This window comes from Nocardia sp. NPDC051833, assembly GCF_040681225.1.
Lineage (GTDB): Bacteria > Actinomycetota > Actinomycetes > Mycobacteriales > Mycobacteriaceae > Nocardia.
On record NZ_JBFAYK010000002.1, the window covers coordinates 1,032,335 to 1,049,816 of the forward strand.

Annotated in this window: 17 protein-coding genes; 7 read left to right on the plus strand and 10 right to left on the minus strand. The window is 69.8% G+C overall.

What is annotated here, in order from left to right; translation table 11 throughout:
- Window positions 1-4: 4 nt before the first annotated feature.
- Genes AB0L91_RS22950 through dmpG (AB0L91_RS22965) form a run of 4 tightly spaced genes read left to right on the plus strand, consistent with a single transcriptional unit; the run spans window position 5 to window position 4,253 of the window.
- On the plus strand, window positions 5-1,507 hold the full coding sequence (locus AB0L91_RS22950; RefSeq protein WP_365013012.1) for an MDR family MFS transporter: 1,503 nt from the start codon (window positions 5-7) through the stop codon (window positions 1,505-1,507).
- Window positions 1,501-2,286 (plus strand): 2-keto-4-pentenoate hydratase, encoded by a 786-nt coding sequence (locus tag AB0L91_RS22955; protein WP_365013015.1) that lies wholly within the window; start codon window positions 1,501-1,503, stop codon window positions 2,284-2,286. Before AB0L91_RS22950 ends, AB0L91_RS22955 begins: the two co-directional genes overlap by 7 nt.
- A 15-nt stretch (window positions 2,287-2,301) precedes the next feature.
- Window positions 2,302-3,210, plus strand: a complete 909-nt coding sequence (locus AB0L91_RS22960; RefSeq protein WP_355284532.1) for an acetaldehyde dehydrogenase (acetylating) — start codon at window positions 2,302-2,304, stop codon at window positions 3,208-3,210.
- A gap of 14 nt (window positions 3,211-3,224) precedes the next feature.
- The gene (gene dmpG, locus AB0L91_RS22965) at window positions 3,225-4,253 is read left to right on the plus strand and encodes a 4-hydroxy-2-oxovalerate aldolase (RefSeq protein WP_365013017.1); all 1,029 of its coding nucleotides are present in this window, start codon (window positions 3,225-3,227) and stop codon (window positions 4,251-4,253) included.
- Window positions 4,254-4,272: 19 nt separating this feature from the next.
- On the opposite strand, the gene AB0L91_RS22970 is transcribed toward dmpG (AB0L91_RS22965), so the two are convergent.
- Window positions 4,273-5,379: an amidohydrolase family protein gene (locus tag AB0L91_RS22970; RefSeq protein ID WP_365013019.1), complete on the minus strand. Its 1,107-nt coding sequence runs from the start codon at window positions 5,377-5,379 to the stop codon at window positions 4,273-4,275.
- A gap of 79 nt (window positions 5,380-5,458) precedes the next feature.
- On the opposite strand from AB0L91_RS22970, the gene AB0L91_RS22975 reads away from it, so the two are divergent.
- The gene (locus AB0L91_RS22975) at window positions 5,459-6,097 is read left to right on the plus strand and encodes a helix-turn-helix domain-containing protein (RefSeq protein WP_365013021.1); all 639 of its coding nucleotides are present in this window, start codon (window positions 5,459-5,461) and stop codon (window positions 6,095-6,097) included.
- Between the two features lie 2 nt (window positions 6,098-6,099).
- Here the strand turns inward: AB0L91_RS22975 and dmpG (AB0L91_RS22980) are convergent, their stop codons facing one another.
- The 9 genes from dmpG (AB0L91_RS22980) to AB0L91_RS23020 all read right to left on the minus strand — a co-directional run bounded on the left by dmpG (AB0L91_RS22980) (window position 6,100) and on the right by AB0L91_RS23020 (window position 16,356).
- Window positions 6,100-7,110: a 4-hydroxy-2-oxovalerate aldolase gene (gene dmpG / locus AB0L91_RS22980; RefSeq protein WP_365013023.1), complete on the minus strand. Its 1,011-nt coding sequence runs from the start codon at window positions 7,108-7,110 to the stop codon at window positions 6,100-6,102.
- On the minus strand, window positions 7,107-8,051 hold the full coding sequence (locus tag AB0L91_RS22985) for an acetaldehyde dehydrogenase (acetylating) (RefSeq protein ID WP_365013026.1): 945 nt from the start codon (window positions 8,049-8,051) through the stop codon (window positions 7,107-7,109). Before AB0L91_RS22985 ends, dmpG (AB0L91_RS22980) begins: the two co-directional genes overlap by 4 nt.
- Window positions 8,048-8,863 (minus strand): fumarylacetoacetate hydrolase family protein, encoded by an 816-nt coding sequence (locus AB0L91_RS22990; protein ID WP_365013029.1) that lies wholly within the window; start codon window positions 8,861-8,863, stop codon window positions 8,048-8,050. Before AB0L91_RS22990 ends, AB0L91_RS22985 begins: the two co-directional genes overlap by 4 nt.
- Window positions 8,860-10,554, minus strand: coding sequence for a bifunctional 3-(3-hydroxy-phenyl)propionate/3-hydroxycinnamic acid hydroxylase (locus AB0L91_RS22995; RefSeq protein ID WP_365013031.1), 1,695 nt, complete (start codon window positions 10,552-10,554; stop codon window positions 8,860-8,862). The genes AB0L91_RS22990 and AB0L91_RS22995 overlap by 4 nt, the downstream gene beginning before the upstream one ends.
- Entirely contained in the window at window positions 10,551-11,567 is a 1,017-nt protein-coding gene (locus AB0L91_RS23000; protein WP_365013694.1) for a VOC family protein, read from the minus strand. The genes AB0L91_RS22995 and AB0L91_RS23000 overlap by 4 nt, the downstream gene beginning before the upstream one ends.
- Window positions 11,567-12,433, minus strand: coding sequence for an alpha/beta fold hydrolase (locus AB0L91_RS23005; RefSeq protein WP_365013696.1), 867 nt, complete (start codon window positions 12,431-12,433; stop codon window positions 11,567-11,569). The genes AB0L91_RS23000 and AB0L91_RS23005 overlap by 1 nt, the downstream gene beginning before the upstream one ends.
- A 102-nt stretch (window positions 12,434-12,535) precedes the next feature.
- Window positions 12,536-14,944 (minus strand): MFS transporter, encoded by a 2,409-nt coding sequence (locus AB0L91_RS23010; protein WP_365013034.1) that lies wholly within the window; start codon window positions 14,942-14,944, stop codon window positions 12,536-12,538.
- Between the two features lie 177 nt (window positions 14,945-15,121).
- Entirely contained in the window at window positions 15,122-15,499 is a 378-nt protein-coding gene (locus AB0L91_RS23015) for a DUF5655 domain-containing protein (RefSeq protein WP_365013036.1), read from the minus strand.
- Window positions 15,496-16,356 carry an NAD-dependent protein deacetylase gene (locus tag AB0L91_RS23020; RefSeq protein WP_365013038.1) on the minus strand — a complete coding sequence of 287 codons (861 nt, stop codon included), beginning with the start codon at window positions 16,354-16,356 and terminating at the stop codon, window positions 15,496-15,498. Before AB0L91_RS23020 ends, AB0L91_RS23015 begins: the two co-directional genes overlap by 4 nt.
- A gap of 127 nt (window positions 16,357-16,483) precedes the next feature.
- Between AB0L91_RS23020 and AB0L91_RS23025 the strand changes: the two genes are divergently transcribed.
- The gene (locus tag AB0L91_RS23025) at window positions 16,484-16,939 is read left to right on the plus strand and encodes a hypothetical protein (RefSeq protein WP_357345645.1); all 456 of its coding nucleotides are present in this window, start codon (window positions 16,484-16,486) and stop codon (window positions 16,937-16,939) included.
- Window positions 16,936-17,481 carry a hypothetical protein gene (locus AB0L91_RS23030; RefSeq protein WP_365013043.1) on the plus strand — a complete coding sequence of 182 codons (546 nt, stop codon included), beginning with the start codon at window positions 16,936-16,938 and terminating at the stop codon, window positions 17,479-17,481. The genes AB0L91_RS23025 and AB0L91_RS23030 overlap by 4 nt, the downstream gene beginning before the upstream one ends.
- Window position 17,482 lies beyond the last annotated feature (1 nt).

The window sequence follows — 17,482 nt, forward strand, 5'->3', positions numbered from 1 at the left end:
CTCTGTGGCAACCGATACCGCGCGCTCCGAGGTAGGGTTCGGCTCGGAGCGCGGGCCCGTGCTCGCCTCCCTTATGCTCGCCACCGGCCTCGTCGCGCTCGATTCGACGATCCTGGCGACCGCCGTACTCTCGATCACCGACAGTCTCGGTGACTTCGCGCTGTTCCCCTGGCTGTTCACCAGCTACCTGCTCGCCCAGGCGGTCACCGTGCCGATCTACGGCGCGCTCGCCGACACCTTCGGCCGGAAACCGGTGATGCTGTTCGGCGTGGCGGTGTTCGCGCTCGGCTCCCTGCTGTGCGGGGTGGCGACCAGCATGGTGGCGCTCATCGTGTTCCGCGCGGTGCAGGGCATCGGCGCCGGGGCCATCCAGCCGACCACCATGGTCATCGCCAGTGATCTCTACACCCTCGCCGAACGGGCCACCGTGCAGGGCTATCTGGCCGGTGTGTGGGCGGTGACCTCGGTGACCGGCCCGCTGCTGGGCGGGATCTGCGCCGACTATCTCGGCTGGCGCTGGATCTTCCTGATCAACCTGCCGCTGGCCGCGCTGGCCGCCTGGATGCTGGTCCGCAACTTCCACGAGTCCGCGCCACGCCGTCGCCGCAGCGTCGACTACGCGGGCGCGGTGCTGCTGACACTCGGCGCCGGGGCCCTGGTCCTGGGTCTGCTCGAAGGCGGTCGCGCCTGGGCGTGGGGATCGCCGACGGGCCTCGCGGTGTTCGGGCTCGCCGCACTCGCGCTCGTCCTGTTCGTCGCGGTCGAATCCCGGGCCGCGCACCCGATTCTGCCGCTGTGGGTGTTCACCCGGCGGGTGGTGGTGGCGAGCAGTGTCGCGGCCATGCTCGGTAGCGCCCTGCTGTTCGGGTTCACGACCTATGTGCCGATGTTCAATCAGGGTGTGCTCGGCACCGGTGCGCTGGTCGCCGGGCTCGTCACCGGTGGCCTCACGCTGGGCTGGCCACTGGCTGCGGCGCAGGCCGGAAAGGTCTACCTGCGCTTCGGTTTCCGCACGTGCGCGGTGCTGGGCAGTACGGTGGCCGCGCTCGGCACGGCCACGATGTTGCTGCTCGGCGAGGATTCGCCGCTGTGGCAGGTGGCCGTCTCGTGCTTCGTCGTCGGCGCGGGCATGGGCCTGGTGGCCACACCGTCGTTGATCGCGGCGCAGACCAGCGCGCCGTGGTCCGACCGCGGCGTCGTCACCTCGGCCACCATGTTCGCGCGGTCGCTGGGCAGTGCGGTGGGGGTCGCGGTCTTCGGGGCGATCGTCAACGCGCGGCTGGCCGGTGTCGGCGCGCCCTCGCCGCAGACGTTGTCCGCCGCCGTGCATCTGGTGTTCGCGACCATCGCGGTCATGACGCTGGTGCTGGTCGCCGCGTGCGCGATGATTCCCCGCCGGATCACGCAATTTCCTGCCCATCCAGCGGGAACACCCGAGTTCGCCGAGCCGGTGGACGGCGAGCATGGGTGGGCATCACCAGAGGAGAAGAGGGAGCCAGGATGCTGACAACCAGCGTGCGCGCCGAGCTCGCCGCCGAATTGGCGCGGGCGGAGCTGGATCGGGTGGCCGTGTCCCCCATCGCCGACCGGTATCCGGCCATCGATGTGGTGGACGCCTACGAGATCCAGCTGCTCAACATCCGGCGCAGGCTGGACGACGGCGCGAAGATCGTCGGCCACAAGGTGGGGCTGTCGTCGAAGGCGATGCAGGAGATGATGGGCGTCGACGAGCCCGACTACGGTCATCTGCTCGCCGAGATGGAGGTCTTCGAGGACGTTCCCGTCGACACCTCCAAGTACCTGCTGCCGCGCGTGGAGGTCGAGGTCGGGTTCGTGCTCGGCGCCGACCTGCCCGGCGAGGACTGCACCGAGGCCGACGTGCTGGCCGCGACCGTCGCCTACGCGCCCTCGATCGAGCTCATCGATTCGCGCATCAACGACTGGAAGATCGGCCTGACCGACACCATCTCCGACAACGCCTCCTCCGCCGGATATGTCCTCGGTAAGGAGCGCGTCGCGCCCGGCGACATCGACATCAAGGGCATCGACGCCGTGCTCACCCGCAACGGTGAGGTCATCGCCGAGGGCCGCAGCGACGCGGTGCTGGGTGATCCGGTGATCGCCGTCGCGTGGCTGGCGCGCAAGGTCGCGACCTTCGGGGTGCGACTGAAGGCCGGTGACGTGGTCCTGCCCGGTTCCTGCACCCGTGCCATCGATGCCCGTCCCGGCGACGATTTCCTCGCCACCTTCACCGGACTCGGTTCGGTCCGTTTGTCTTTCGCCTAGCCAAGGAGGCTCGACGTGTCCAACGGGACAGTCACCGCCGCGATCGTCGGATCCGGCAACATCAGCACCGACCTGCTCTACAAGCTGCTGCGCTCGGACAAGATCGAGCCGCGCTGGATGATCGGCATCGACCCCGATTCGGAGGGGCTCAAGCGGGCGCGCGGGCTGGGTCTGGAGACCTCTGCCGAGGGCGCGGACTGGCTGCTGGCTCTCGACGAGAAGCCGGATCTGCTGTTCGAGGCCACCTCCGCCTACGTCCACCGCGCCTACGCGCCGAAGTACGAGGCCGCGGGCATCCGCGCCGTCGACCTCACCCCGGCCGCGGTCGGCCCGGCCGTGATCCCGCCGGTCAACCTCGACTCGCTGCGCGACGCGGCGAACGTCAACATGATCACCTGCGGTGGCCAGGCCACGATTCCGATGGTCAACGCGGTCTCTCGGGTCGTGCCGGTGTCCTACGCCGAGATCGTGGCCTCGGTGTCCTCGGTCTCGGCCGGTCCGGGTACTCGCGCGAACATCGACGAGTTCACCAAGACCACCTCCAAGGGTGTGGAGACCATCGGTGGCGCGCAGCGCGGTAAGGCGATCATCATCCTGAACCCGGCCGAGCCGCCGATGATTATGCGCGACACCATCTTCTGCGCCATCCCCGAAGACGCCGACCGCGACGCCATCTCCGAGTCGATCTTCCGGATGGAGAAGTCCATCCAGGAGTACGTGCCCGGCTACCGCCTGCTCAACGATCCGCAGTTCGACGACCCGTCACTGGTCTCCGGTGGCCTGGCGAAGGTGTCGATCTTCGTCGAGGTCGAAGGCGCGGGCGACTTCCTGCCCCCGTACGCGGGCAACCTCGACATCATGACCGCCGCCGCCACCCGCGTGGGTGACGTGCTGGCCGACCAGATCATCTCGGCTCGGGTGTAAGGAGCATCGACACCATGGTCTACTCAACGGATCTCGACATCCGCGTCACCGACACCTCGCTGCGCGACGGCTCACACCACAAGCGCCACCAGTTCACCGTCACCGAGGTCCGCGACATCGTCACCGCCCTCGACGGCGCCGGTGTGCCGGTCATCGAAGTCACCCACGGCGACGGCCTCGGCGGTTCCTCGTTCAACTACGGGTTCTCCAAAACCCCTGAGCAGGAACTGATCAAGGCCGCCGCCGAATCGGCCAAGCAGGCCAAGATCGCCTTCCTCATGCTGCCGGGCGTCGGCGTCAAAGAAGACATCAAGATCTCCCAGGACAACGGCGCCTCGATCTGCCGGGTCGCGACGCACTGCACCGAGGCCGATGTCTCCGTGCAGCATTTCAAGTTCGCCCGCGACCTCGGTCTCGAGACGGTCGGCTTCCTGATGATGTCGCACAGCCAGCCGCCGGAGGCGCTGGCGAAGCAGGCCAGGATCATGGCCGATGCCGGCTGCCAATGCGTCTACGTCGTCGACTCGGCCGGTGCCCTTGTCCTGGAACAGGTCTCGGACCGCGTGGCCGCGCTCGTCGCCGAACTCGGTGACGACGCCCAGGTCGGCTTCCACGGCCACGAGAACCTCGGCCTGGCCGTGGCCAACTCGGTCTACGCCGTGCGCGCCGGCGCCACCCAGATCGACGGCTCCGCCCGCCGCTTCGGCGCAGGCGCGGGCAACCTGCCCGTCGAAGCCTTCATCGGCGTCTGCGACAAACTCGGCATCAAGACCGGCGTCGACTTCTTCGCCGTCACCGACGCCGCCGAAGACGTCGTCCGCCCCGCCATGCCGTCGGAATGCCTCCTCGACCGCCAAGCCCTGATGATGGGCTACGCAGGCGTCTACTCCAGCTTCCTCCGCCACGCCGAACGCCAAGCCGAACGCTACGGCGTCTCCGCGGCGCGTCTGCTCGTCCGCGCGGGTGAGCGCAAGCTCATCGGCGGCCAGGAGGACCAGCTGATCGACATCGCGCTGGAACTCCAGCGCGAAGCGCGCGTATGACCCACGGGCGATCGACGGGTCAGCCGTCGATCGCCCGCGCCAGGCGCGGCAACTGCCGCAACGGGTTGTCGCGTTCGACCTCCCTGCGCTGCGCCGCGTCGAAGATCGATGACAGGCCGGGCGCGGGATCGGTCGATCCGGACTGCGGCAGGGTCAACGCGCTGAACGGCCAATCGGAACCGAAGACGATGTGATCGCGGCCGGTGACAGCGAGGGTGCTCGCCATCGCGGCCGCTGATGCGCTCAGGGCGGTGTCGTAATAGAAGTTCCCGATCTGGCGCTGGATGTCGAGCACCGAAGGACGGGGCAGATCTTCGGGCCACAGCCGGCCGAGCACGGTCTGGGTGGCGACGCCCACCCGCAGCGACAGGAACGGCAGCGTGCCGCCCGCGTGGGCGAGCTGGAACCGGATGCCTGGATAGCGCTGGGTCATCCCGGTCGCCATCATCAGGGTCGCCGCCCTGGTCGTGTCGAAGGTGAACTCCTCCAGGAAATCCGGCAGTGGCAGTTCGGGTTTGGCGTCGGCGGGGATCGCCGCCGGATGCACGAACACATAGGCGCCGCGCTGCGCCAGCACCGCCATCAGCGGTTCGAACCGCGGATCGCCCAGGTACACGCCGTCATAGGCGGACAGCAGCACGACACCGTCGAGACGCAACTCGTCGAGGGCATGGATCGCCTCCGCGATCGAGGCCGCGAGATCGGGCATCGGCAGCACCGCGAACGCGCCGAACCGGGTCGGATGGTCCCGCAAGAGCTGGGCCGCGTACGCGTTGCAGTACCGCGCCATGTCGATCGCCTCCGCGCCACGGAGGAACGACACACCGGGATCGGAGACCGACAGCGCCTGTGCCTGGATTCCGTAGTAGTCCATGAACGCGAGGGCCTGCTCCGGCGACCAGTCCGGCGTCGGATAGCCGCCGATCGTCACGTGGCCGTGCTCGAGCAGCGCAGCCCGGTAATCGGGGGGCAGGAAATGCGCGTGCAGATCGATGCGATACGCGGAATCGGGCGCGGCCGCCTGCGCACGTACCAGGGTGGGTGCCGCCGCCGAAGCGACGAGGCCGAGAGCTCCCGCCGCCAGCACGCTGCGGCGGCTCACCGACGGGCGAATCGGGTCGGACATGGGGTCTCACTTTCCGGGACCACATATCTGATGATCTGGTCAGATATGATCTGGTCACTAATTCCGAGGGAGGAGTTCGATGGCCACCGAGCCCGTCGTGCGCAACCGGGTCGATCGCCGCCGCGAGCGCACCCGCAACGCCCTGCTCGGGGCGGCGCGGAAGTTCTTGTCGGAGGGGCGGTCCGCGGTGAGCATCCAGGAGATCACCGACGCCGCCGATGTCGGCTTCGGTTCCTTCTACAACCATTTCGACTCCAAGGACCAGCTGTTCGACGAGGCCGTCCGCTCGGTCCTGGAGGTCTACAGTGAGCTGCGCGACGAGATCGTCGCCCTCTACGACGACCCGGCCGAGGTCTTCGCGGTGAGCTACCGCATGACCGGCCGGATGCAGCGCCAGATCCCGGAGATGGTCCGGGTGCTCCTGCATTCGGGCCTGTCGGTCCTGCTGCGCGACGAGGGCCTGGCCCCGCGCGCCCGGCGCGATATCGTCGCCGCCCAGGAGGCGGGCCGCTTCGAGCCGATGAACCCGGACCTCGCGGTCATGGCCGCGGGCGGGGCGCTCCTGGGATTGCTGCAGTTGCTCGACGCCGATCCCGAGGCCGACGCCGAAGCGCTGGCCGACGAGATGACCTTGCGCATGCTGCGCATGTACGGCATGGACGACACCGCCGCCCGGCAGTTGGCCACCGGCCCGCTGCCCGCCCTGCCACAGCTCTGAGCTCACCGGGACCGGGTGAGGTCGAGCGCGATATCGGCCAGCAGGTCTTCCTGCCCGCCGACCAGGCCACGGCGGCCCGCCGCGGCCAGGAGGGTACGCACCTCGACTCCATAAGTGGCCGAAGCCTTCTCGGCGTGCCGCAGGAAGCTCGAGTAGACCCCGGCGTAGCCGAGCGCGAGGGTCTCCCGGTCGACGCGGACCGGATGGTCCATCAGTGGCCGGACCAGATCGTCGGCGGCGTCGGCGAGCGCGTCCAGATGCGCGCCGTGCTCCCAGCCGCTCAGATCGGCGACGGCGACGAACGCCTCCAGCGGCGTATTGCCCGCGCCAGCGCCGAGTCCGGCCAGCGACGCGTCGACCCGGACGGCGCCAGCCTCGACCGCGACGACGCTGTTGGCGACCGACAGCGACAGGTTCTCGTGCGCGTGGATACCGATCTCGGTGGCCGGGTCCAGGACATCGCGATAGGCGCGAACCCGGTCCCGCACGTCGGCCATGGTGAGCCGCCCACCCGAGTCGGTGACGTAGACACAGTGCGCGCCTGCCTTTTCCATGAGTTTCGCCTGCGCGGCGAGCCCGTGGGGGCTGTTGCGGTGGCTCATCATCAGGAAGCCGGACACGTCCATGCCGAGCTCGCGGGCGGCGGCGATGTGCTGAGCCGCGATATCGGCCTCGGTGCAGTGCGTGGCCACCCGGACCGAACGTACCCCGAGCGCGTATGCGCGACGCAGGTCCGCGACCGTGCCGACCCCCGGAAGAAGCAGAGTCGTGAGGCGGGCGTGGGTCAGCGCCCCCGCCGCCGCCGCGAGCCATTCCCAGTCGGTATGGCTGCCCGGACCGTAGGTGAGGCACCCGCCGGCGAGGCCGTCACCATGGGCGACCTCCACCGCGTCGACACCGGCGGCGTCCAGCGCGGCCGCCACCGCCGCGACGGTGCGCGGGCTCACGCGGTGACGCAACGCATGCAGGCCGTCGCGCAGGGTCACGTCCTGGAGATAGATCTCGGTCATCACGCACCCGCCGGGAGGGTCGCGGCGATCCGCTCGGCGACGCGCAGCGCGGCCGAGGTCATGATGTCGAGATTGCCCGCGTAGGCGGGCAGATAGTGGGCGGCCCCCTCGACCTCGAGAAAGACCGACACCTGATGGGTCACCACGGTGTCGCCGACGAGGGTATGCGTGGGCACCTCCGGGTCCAGCGCGGTGATCTGCACGTCGTGGCGCAGCCGGTAGCCGGGCACATAGGCGGCCACCTGCGCCACCATTGCGGTCACCGAGTCCCGCACGGCCGCATGGACTTCCGGCGACGGATCGGCGAGCAGCGCCAGCACGGTGTCGCGCATGATCAGCGGCGGTTCGGCGGGATTGAGGACGATCAGCGCCCGGCCGCGCCGCGCACCACCCACGGTGACGATCGCCGTCGAGGTGGTCTCGGTGAACTCGTCGATATTGGCGCGCGTGCCGGGCCCGGCGGAGCGCGAAGCGATCGAGGCGACGATCTCCGCGTAGGGCACCTCGGTCACCCGGCTGATGGCCGCGACGATCGGAATCGTGGCCTGGCCACCGCAGGTCACCATGTTCACATCGGGCGCGTGGACGTGCTCGTCGAGGTTCACCGCGGGAACGACGAACGGGCCGAGCGCGGCGGGCGTCAGATCGATCAGCCGCTTTCCGTAGGGCGCCAGGGCGGCGGCGTTGGCCCGGTGCGCGCCCGCCGAGGTCGCGTCGAAGACGATCTCGATCGCGTCGAAGTTCGGCAGCGCGAGCAGGCCGGTCACGCCCTCGGCGGTCGTGGGGACGCCGAGGCGTTCGGCCCTGGACAGGCCGTCCGAGGCGGGGTCGATCCCGACCAGCGCGCCCATGGTCAGGGTGTCGGACAGGCGCAGGACTTTGATCATCAGGTCGGTGCCGATATTGCCCGAGCCGAGGACGGCGACGGGAACGCGGTCGTTCATGCGGTTTCCTCCATGATCAACTCGGCCGAGCCGAGTGTGGTCGTGTCACAGGCGAGTTCGGCGCGCACGCGGGCACCGGGGCGCAGTGGCGCCATCGGACCGAGCGCACCGGACAGGACGATGTCACCCGCGCGCAACGGGTCGCCGAGCGCGCACGCGGTCGTGGCCAGCCATGCCAGCGCCGCCAGCGGGTCGCCCAGGCACGCCGAACCCGTTCCGGTGGCGACGATCTCGCCGTCGATCGCCATGGTCATCGCGACCGCGCGCGGCTCGAACGCGCCCGGGTCGAGCCGGTCGGCGCCGAGGACGAACCAGCCGCTCGAGGCGTTGTCGGCGACGGTGTCGGCGAAGGTGATGTCCCAGTCCGCGATCCGGCTGTCGACGATCTCGAGCGCGGCGGTCGCGTAGGCGACCGCGCCGCGCACCTGGTGCGCGTCGAACGGGCCGGCGTCGAGATCGGCGCCGAGCACGAAGGCCAGTTCGGCCTCCACCTTCGGTTGCAGCAGCCGGGGGCGGTGTGCCACCGGTGTTCTCGTGGCGTCCATGTCCGCGAACAGCACCCCGAAATCCGGCCGGTCGACGCCGAGCTGGCGTTGCACCGCGGGTGAGGTGAGCCCGACCTTGCGGCCGACGATCCGGGCGCCGCCGGCGAGCCTGCGCTCGGTGCCGAGGCGCTGGACCGCGTAGGCCGCGTCGACGCTGTCGGAGCCGAGCAGATCGCGCACCGGACGGGCAGGCACCCCGGTCGCCGCGGCACGGGCCAGGCGCTCGGCGGCCGCCGCGATCGCGGCCGTGGTGGACGTGCTGGTCATCGAACCTCCTGGGAACGCGGTGCGACGGCAGGAAGGGCGAGCTGCCGATGCCATCGGGCCACCAGCGCGCCGCCGTGGCCGGGCGCCGCCACACCGAACACGTAGCGGTCGGGACGCAGCAGCACAAGCCCGCCCCGGCCCGCGCCGCCGCGCCGCAGCCATCGGGTCAGGACGCCGGTGTGGTCCTCGACGTCTGCTACCCCGGCCTGGCGGCCGTCGCCGGGCCTGCCCTGTGGGCGCCCGCCGACGGGGTAGACGGTGACGAACCGGGTACCCAGCGCCCGCAGCACGGCCTGATCGTCGTCGGCGAGCACCGTGCGCGGGTCGACGCCGGCGCCGAGCACCGCGAACCCCGGCCCGAGGACATCGTCGAGGCGACAGTGCCTGCCGTCGTAGGTCCGCACCTGCGGCTGTGGCGCGAGGGTACCTTCGATGCCGGCCCAGCCGCGCCGGGGCAGACCGAGGTAGGCGCCACGACGGAAACGGGGTGCCGGCTTCATCTTCGCGGCTTTGATCCAGCCACCGAGCCCGGGCACCCGCAACGCGCTGACGATCGCCGTGTCCCTGACCGCGGCAGCGACCGGATTGCTCATGGAGACAAAGTTCTTCATCAGCACCGACAGGTCGATCATCGCTTTCGCGTGGGGCCTGCGCTCGGTCTCGTAGCTGTCCAGGATGCTCTGTGCCGCACCGTGTTCGATGATGGTGGCCAGCTTCCAGGCCAGGTTGTCGGCGTCGCGGACCCCGGAGTTCATCCCCTGGCCGACGAACTGCGGTGTCATGTGGGCGGCGTCGCCTGCCAGCAGCACCCGGCCGATCCGCCAGCGATCGGCGACCACGGCGTTGAAGGTGTACACCAGCTTGCGCAGCACCTCGACCTCGTCGGGGTCGACGAAGCGGGAGATGTGCCCGCGGACGGTGTCCGGGTCCTCCATCTCCTCCTTCGACTGGGTCTCGCGCAGCATGAATTCGAAGCGATGGTGGCCGTCCGGTTGGGGGCACGACACGATCGGCAGGGCGGGATCGCAGACGAAATCGAAGTACGGCAGGTGCCGGAAGGCGTCCACCCCGGCCCTGGCCTTCAGGTCGACGACCAGCCAGCGTTCCGGATAGCTGGTGCCGCTCATCGCGATTCCCAGGTGGGTGCGCACGACGCTGCGCCCACCGTCGCAGCCGATCAGGAACTGCGCCCTGACCCGCTCGACCGCGCCCGGCCCTGACTCCGATGCGCGGGTTCCGTACCCGCTGCCGCCACTGGCGTGGTGCTCGATCTCGACGCCGGTCGCGTCCTGCTCGAAGCCGACCACTTCCCGCCCGCGCCGCACGTGCACCTCGGGATACCGCGACAGCGCGCGCTCGAGCGTGGTCTCCAGGTACGGCTGGTAGAGGAAGTTGACGACCGGCCAGCCCAGCGGGCGGGCCATCTGATGGAACTGGGCCAGCGGGCGGCCGTCCCGGCGCACCCACTGCACCGTCGAGTCGTGGTTCATCTGCGCGGCGAGTTCGTCGGCGGCACCGGCGGACTGGAAGATCCGCATGCCCTCGTCGTCGGTGTAGACCGCGCGGGCCAGGCCGTAGTACTCGGGTTCGCGTTCCAGCACGAGCACCCGCACACCGCGTCGGCCGAGCAGGTTGGCCAGGGTGAGGCCCGTCGGACCGAGGCCGGCCACCACCACGTCGTAGTCGGTCATCGGAGCTGCTCTCCGCTGAGTTCGGGCACGGTCTCCTCCGGGGTCGCCGCGTGGCGCAAGGCCTGGCGGAACTGGTCGAATTTCGTCAGGACGGTCGAGCCGACGGTGCTGTGGCCCCAGATGCTGATGCCCTGATAGGTGCTCGGTTCCCAGGTCGCTTCCCGTTCGGGACCGATCACGAGCGGGTTCCAGCCGACCTCCAGTTCGAACCCGGACGGGGTCACGCAGTAGTAGGACAGTTCCCGGTCGTTGGTGTGCTGGCCGACCGACCACGCCATCGGGAAGCCGAGTTCGCGCACGCGCTGATACGAGGCGAGCATGTCGTCCAGCGACGCGGACTGGATATTGACGTGCTGCACCCGGGTCCGGATCGGATCGATCCGGACACCGCGCACATCGGCGACGGCGATCGAATGATGCCGCTCGTTCACTCGCAGGAACCGGATCTTCATCCGCAGGCCCGCGACGTTCTCGTCGATGTAGTCGGTCAGCCGGGAGTCGAAGACCGTCCGGTAGTACCCACGCACCGCCTCCGGCCTGCGTGAGAGCAGCGCCACGTGCCCCATTCCCGCGTCGCCGGTCACCCACCCGGTGCTCAGCATGCGCAGTGGTTCGGGCGTGGTCACCGCAACCGTGAAGATCTCCTGGACAAGGCCTTTCGGTCCGGGGAAACGCCACAGGCGTTCCACCCCGCGCAGCGCGGCTTCCTCCGCGGTGCCCTCGGTGACGGGTACGCCGCGGTCGGCCACCCTGGCCACGATTCGATCGAACGCGGCGTGGTTGTCGATGTGCCAGCCCATCGCCGTGACGTCCTCCGCCGGACCACGCCGCACGAGGAACCGGCACGTGCGCTCGTCGAGCCGGAAGCGCAGCGTAGCGCCGTCGAGGGTGTCGACGTGCAGGCCGATCGCGTCCGCGCCGAAACGCCGCCACCGGGCGGTGCGGTTCGATTCCACGACGAGGTAACCCAGGTGTACGTCGCCGAAGACATCGTCCCCGTCGGCCCGCTCGATCACGACCCGGCCACCAGGAAGCTCGCGGCGAGCTCGTTGAACAATGCTGCGCGTTCCCACTGCACCCAGTGGCCGGTGTCGGCCGCCAGGAACAGGTCGCAGTGCGGCATGGTTTCCGCCAGCATCCGCCCGCCCGAGGGCCGGTTGACCTTGTCCTGGGCACCCCAGACGACCAGCGTCGGCTGGGTGACCGCGCGCAGGCGTGGATCCCGGGTGAGATCCATCCGCCACAGCGTGCGTGGCGCCGCCGGGCCCGAGGGGCGCCGCAACGGTGGGTTCGCCACGACGGCGGGGTCGATGCTGGCGCGGAATCGCTCCTCGATCAGCTCGTCGGTGACACCGCTCGCGTCGAATACCAGGTAGTCGCGCAGGAACTCGGCCAATTTCTCCCGGCTGGGCCCGGCGCCGCCGTAGTAGGCGAGCAACGCGTTGAGCCCCTTCGTCGGCAGCGCGCGGGTGGTGCCGATGCCGCCGGGCCCGAGCAGGACCAGCCGATCCACCACGGCAGGCCGGTCCATCGCCAGGCGCAGCGCCGCAGCGCCGCCGTAGGAGTTGCCGACCAGGTGCGCGGAATCGACACCGAGTTCGTCGAGCAGGCCACCGACCGCGGCGGCGAGGTCGCCGAACGGATCGGATTGGTCGATCCGCTTCGTCGAGCGCCCGTAGCCCGGCAGATCCGGGACGATCACCCGGAACCTCTCGGCCAGCGCGGCGATGTTGCGCGCGTAGTTCGAGCGGCCCGACGCGCCAGGACCGCCGCCGTGCAGCAGCACGACCGCGGGGCCGGAACCGGCCTCGCTGTAGAAGATCTCCCGGGCGCCGACCCGGACGGTGCGTCCGGGCCCGACGATCTCGTCATTGGTTATCACAGACACCTCCACGTCGTTATTGATGAAATCATCAATCATGACGGAAGCATCTGTCAAGGAGTTTCTGACGATATCATCAGAAACATGAGGCGTGGCCGGTCAGCGCTGGTGGAGGGACTCCTCGGTGTCGTAGCCCAGGGTGACGTCGTGGGTGATCTCGCCGCGGGTCACCGAGACCTGGCTGGCGACCGGGGGGTAGCCGCGGGCGACGACGGTGTACTCGCCTTCGGGCAGGTCGGGGACCAGGTACTGGCCCTTCTCGTCGGTGCGGGTGGTCGCGGCCGGGTCGCCGCCGGCGTCCAGGACGGTGATCTGCACGTCGGCGACCGGGCGGTCGCCGTCCACCCAGGCCGAGCCGACCAGGATGGCCATCGGCTCCAGGTCGATGTCGTGGTGCAGCGAGCCCGTCTCGGGGACGGTCAGCGCGACCGCCGACGGGCGCATGTGGTCGGCGACCGCGACCAGCGTGTAGGTGCCGCTGACGACGTCACGGCACACGTACGCGCCGTCCTCGCCGGTGATCGCGGCGCCGACGACGTCACCCTCGGGATCGGTGAGCGTCACGGTCGCACCGAGCAGTGGTTCGCCGCGCCGGGCCGAGCGCACGATGCCGGTGAGTTCGCCCGCGCCGACGAGCATCAGGTCGACGTGCAGGGCCCGCTCCCCCATCGACACGCTCACCGCCTCGGGCTGATGACCCGCCGCGGCGGCGATCAGGACGTAGTTGCCGGGCTGGGGCGCTTCGATGACGTAGGCGCCGTCGGCGTCGCCGTTGCCGCGCGCCACCTGGTGCCCGTGCTGGTCGATGAGCGTGAGCGTGGCCGAGGGCACCGGACGGGAGTCGTCGCGGCGCAACAGTCCCGCGATGACCCGACCGGTCGCGGCGGGCCGCAGCGAATCGACCATCTCGTGCGCGTCGTGCAGGCTCACATCCCGCAGCAGGGTGCCGTCGGAACCCTCCTCGGGCACCGGATCCTCGCGCAGCGGAATCTCTTTCATGAACACCAGCACCAGGCAGGCCACCACCGCCAGATCGGCGGCGAGCAGGAACACCCCCTGCATGGCGTCGGTGAATCCGGTGAGGATCGGCACCCGCAGCGCGTCGGGCAGCCCCGCGATCCCGGAGGTGTCGCGTTGCAGGGCGTCGAGACCGGCGGCGTCGAGGCCCGGCGGCAGGCTGCCGCCGAAGGCCGACAGGATCGAGCCGGGCAGCCGGTCGAACAGCACGGTCAGGAAGACCGCGACACCCAGCGTGCCGCCGAGCTGCCGGAAGAAGGTGGCCGCCGCCGTCGACACGCCCATCTCGGTGCGCGCCACCGCGTTCTGCGCGGCGATGATCAGCGTCTGCATGCAGCCGCCGAGGCCGAATCCCATGATCGCGCTGTAGGCCAGGGGCTGCCACAGCGGCCCGTCGTAGCCGACCCGGGCGAACAGGGCGCAGCCGATCGCCAGGATCAGCGCCCCGAGCACCGGCAGCACCTTGTAGCGCCCGGTGGCCTTGGTGATCAGCCCGGACAGCTGGGCGCCGACCATGATCCCCAGCACCAGCGGCAGCATCAGCAGACCCGCCTCGGTGGGCGAGAAACCACGGACCACCTGCAGATACTGCGGCACCATCGTGATCGCGCCGAACATCGCGACGCCGACGAGGAACCCGCCGAGGATGGCGATGCTGAACGTCCGGCTGCGGAACAGGCGCAGCGGGATCAGCGCCGCGTCCTTCATGACGAACTCGACGATCAGGAACAGCAGCAGCCCGCCCGCGCAGATTCCGTAGCACAGCAACGACTTCGGCGAAGTCCAGCCCCACATCCGGCCCTGTTCGGCCACGATCAGCAACGGCACCACCCCGACGACGAGGGTGAGCGCGCCGAACCAGTCGATCCGGCTGGGCCGGCGGACGTGCCGCACGTTCAGCACCTTGGCGACCACGACGAACGCCAGGACCCCGACCGGCACGTTCACCAGGAACACCCAGCGCCAGCCCTCGATCCCGCCGAGACTCTCGTAGTCGGACAGGAACCCGCCGACCACCGGCCCGAGCACCGTCGCGATGCCGAACACCATGAGGAAATAGCCCTGGTAGCGGACCCGTTCCCGGGCGGGCACGATATCGCCGACGATGGTGAACGCCAGCGACATGAGCCCGCCTGCGCCCAGCCCCTGGAAGGCGCGGCAGGCCGCCAGCTGATACATGGTGGTCGCGAAGCAGCAGGCGGCCGAGCCGAGCACGAACAGCGCGATCGCCAGCAGATAGAACGGTTTGCGGCCGTAGATGTCGGCGAGTTTGCCGTAGAGCGGGGTGGTGACCGTGGCGGTGATCAGATAAGCCGTTGTCGCCCAGGCCTGTTCGTCGAATCCGTCGAGGCTGTTCGCGATCCGGACGATCGCGACGCTGACGATGTTCTGGTCGAGCGCGGCGAGGAACACCCCGAGTAGCAGGCCGGACAGAATCGTGAGCGTCTGGCGATGCGTGAGGCGTGGTTCGGCAACGACGGTATCGGTCATGGAAAAGCCCTGGTTCTGATCGGCTGGCAAGTTGGGGGTCGATCATGCGGCCCACACGAGGGCCGACAACCCCGCTGCGAGGAAAACTTTGCGCCGCGGGTGGAACTCTTCATGCACTGGTGGGCAGAGCTTACCCACGTCGAATCCGCCGCCGTCAACGAGGGATCAAGTGACCGATCATTTCACACCGAAACGATAGGCCGCGGCGATCAGAACTCGCAGTTCCCGGGCCCGCGCTTCGGCCAGGGAATGCACGACGACCAGGTGATTCCACCGCGCCCGGCCGACCTGATTCACCCGATACACCGGTGGACCCGCGATTTCGGCATCGATCGCGAGCATGATTTGCACGGTGCCTTCCGGATTCCGCCCGGTGACGTTGTAGAGCGATACCCACGCGAACTTGCGCGCGACCCCGAACCCGATCTGCGAAGCCACCGACAGTTCCGCGGGACCGTTGGCCGCGATCAATTCCCGCAGCACCGTGAAGATCTCGTGGGAATGCGGTTTGCCCGCGAAGAAGGTGGCGATCGCGTCCTCGACGGAATCGCTCATCGGCTCGCGGGCACGGTGAGCCGTTCGGCCAAGGCGCGCAAAGTCTCCGAGCAGCCCGCGTGGATGCGCACGGCGGCCAGCTCGTCGCCGCGGGTGGCACCCCGATTGACGATCACCACCGGCACACCGTTTTTCGCCGCCCGGCGCACGAAGCGCAGCCCCGACATCACCGTCAGCGACGATCCGGCGACGAGCACCGCCCCCGCCTCGTCGATCAGGGCGTAGGCCGCGGCCACCCGCTCGGCGGGCACGGTTTCCCCGAAGTAGACGATGTCGGGCTTGAGCAGGCCGCCACAGCGCGCGCAGTCGAGCATCCGGAAGCGGTCGGTGTCGGTGACCACCGCGTCCGCGTCGGGGGCCACTTCGATGCCTGTCGCCGAAACATCCTCCGCGAAACCGGGATTGGCGGCCTCGAGCCGTTCGGCCAGCGTCATGCGGGAGATCATCGCGGTGCAGCGCAGGCAGCAGACCCTGGCGTAGGTGCCGTGCAGGTCGATCACCCGCCGCGCCCCGGCCTTGGTGTGCAGCAGGTCCACGTTCTGGGTGATGACGCCGGAGACCACGCCGGCGCGTTCCAGCGCGGCGACGGCCCGGTGGCCCTGGTTCGGCCGGGCCGCGTCCATCCGCCGCCAGCCGAGGTGGTTGCGGGCCCAGTAGCGCTGCCGGAACTCGGCGTCACCCACGAACTGCTGATAGGTCATCGGGGTGCGCGGCGGGGAATCGGGGCCGCGGTAGTCGGGGATGCCGCTGTCGGTGCTCAGCCCGGCGCCGGAGATCACCACGACACGGCGCCCGGCCAGCAGTTCGGCCGCGCGCTCCACCGCCGCCGCGGTGTCGTCCGGGGTGGGATCCACCATGAATCCACTGTACGAGCGGCGGGGCGCGCGGCCGGCGGCCGGGTCGCGGCGGTGAACACGCCGAGGCGGAGTTGCGTGGCGCGCCGGTGCGGCGACATGATGGCTCATCCGCCCGGGGAGGAAGCCTGTGTCCGACATCGACGAATCCGGCCGCGCCGCGCTCAATGCCGCGGTCGACGGGACGATCATCGCCGTCCGCCGGATGTTCTACGTCCTCGGCGACGACATCGACCGCACCGAGGGGCCGATCGAGTTCACCTTCCACGACGGCGCGACCCTGCTCCTCGACGCCGGGGTCGACGGCGCGGAGCTGCGGATCGGCGCCGCGCCGTGGCGGGATCCGTTCGAACCGCTGGTCGACCCGGTGAACATCGAATACGTCGCCGCCTCGGGCAAGTACACCGCGTTCGACGTCACGGACGAACCGCCCTACGACGCGCTCGCCGGTCGGCGGGTGGACGCGGTCTCGGTCGTGCCGCTGCCCGACGGCAGGCCGCGCGCCGCCACGCTGTATCTCGGCGAGGGCATGGTGAAGGCGGAGTCGATCGCCGACGAGCTGATCGTGACGCTGGTTCCGGCGTGAGCGCGCTCGATCGGCTCCGTGGCCTGTTCCGGCGCGGCGCCGCGGCCGGGCCGACGTTCGCGACGACCCCGCTGCGCCCGGAGTTCACCGGCGAGCACGTGGCGGGCAACCACGTCTGGCGCGGAAGCCACGTCGCCTATCTGGGCCCGGCCGATCGCGCGCGCTTCGCGCTGCACGCGCGCGGCGGTCTGCTCTACACCGTCGACGGTGCCCTGTTCGACACGACCGAGGCCAGCACACTGTGGTCGCCGGGCGGTGGACGCGCGATCTTCGTCATGGACGCCGACGGGGTCGTCTACAGCTCGCCCCGGCACCTGCTCGGCCGGTTCCACCATTCGAGCTTCCTGGCCGGCGGCCCGGTCGCCGCCGCGGGCGAGCTGGTGGCCCGCCGGGGCCGGATCATCCTGGTGTCCGATCACAGCACGCATTACCGACCGGCACGGCGGTTCACCCAGCAGATCCTGGACAGTCTTCGCGCACAGGGGATTCCGACCGACACGGTGTCGATCGAGTTCCATTTCGCCGAGCAGACCGGCACCTAGG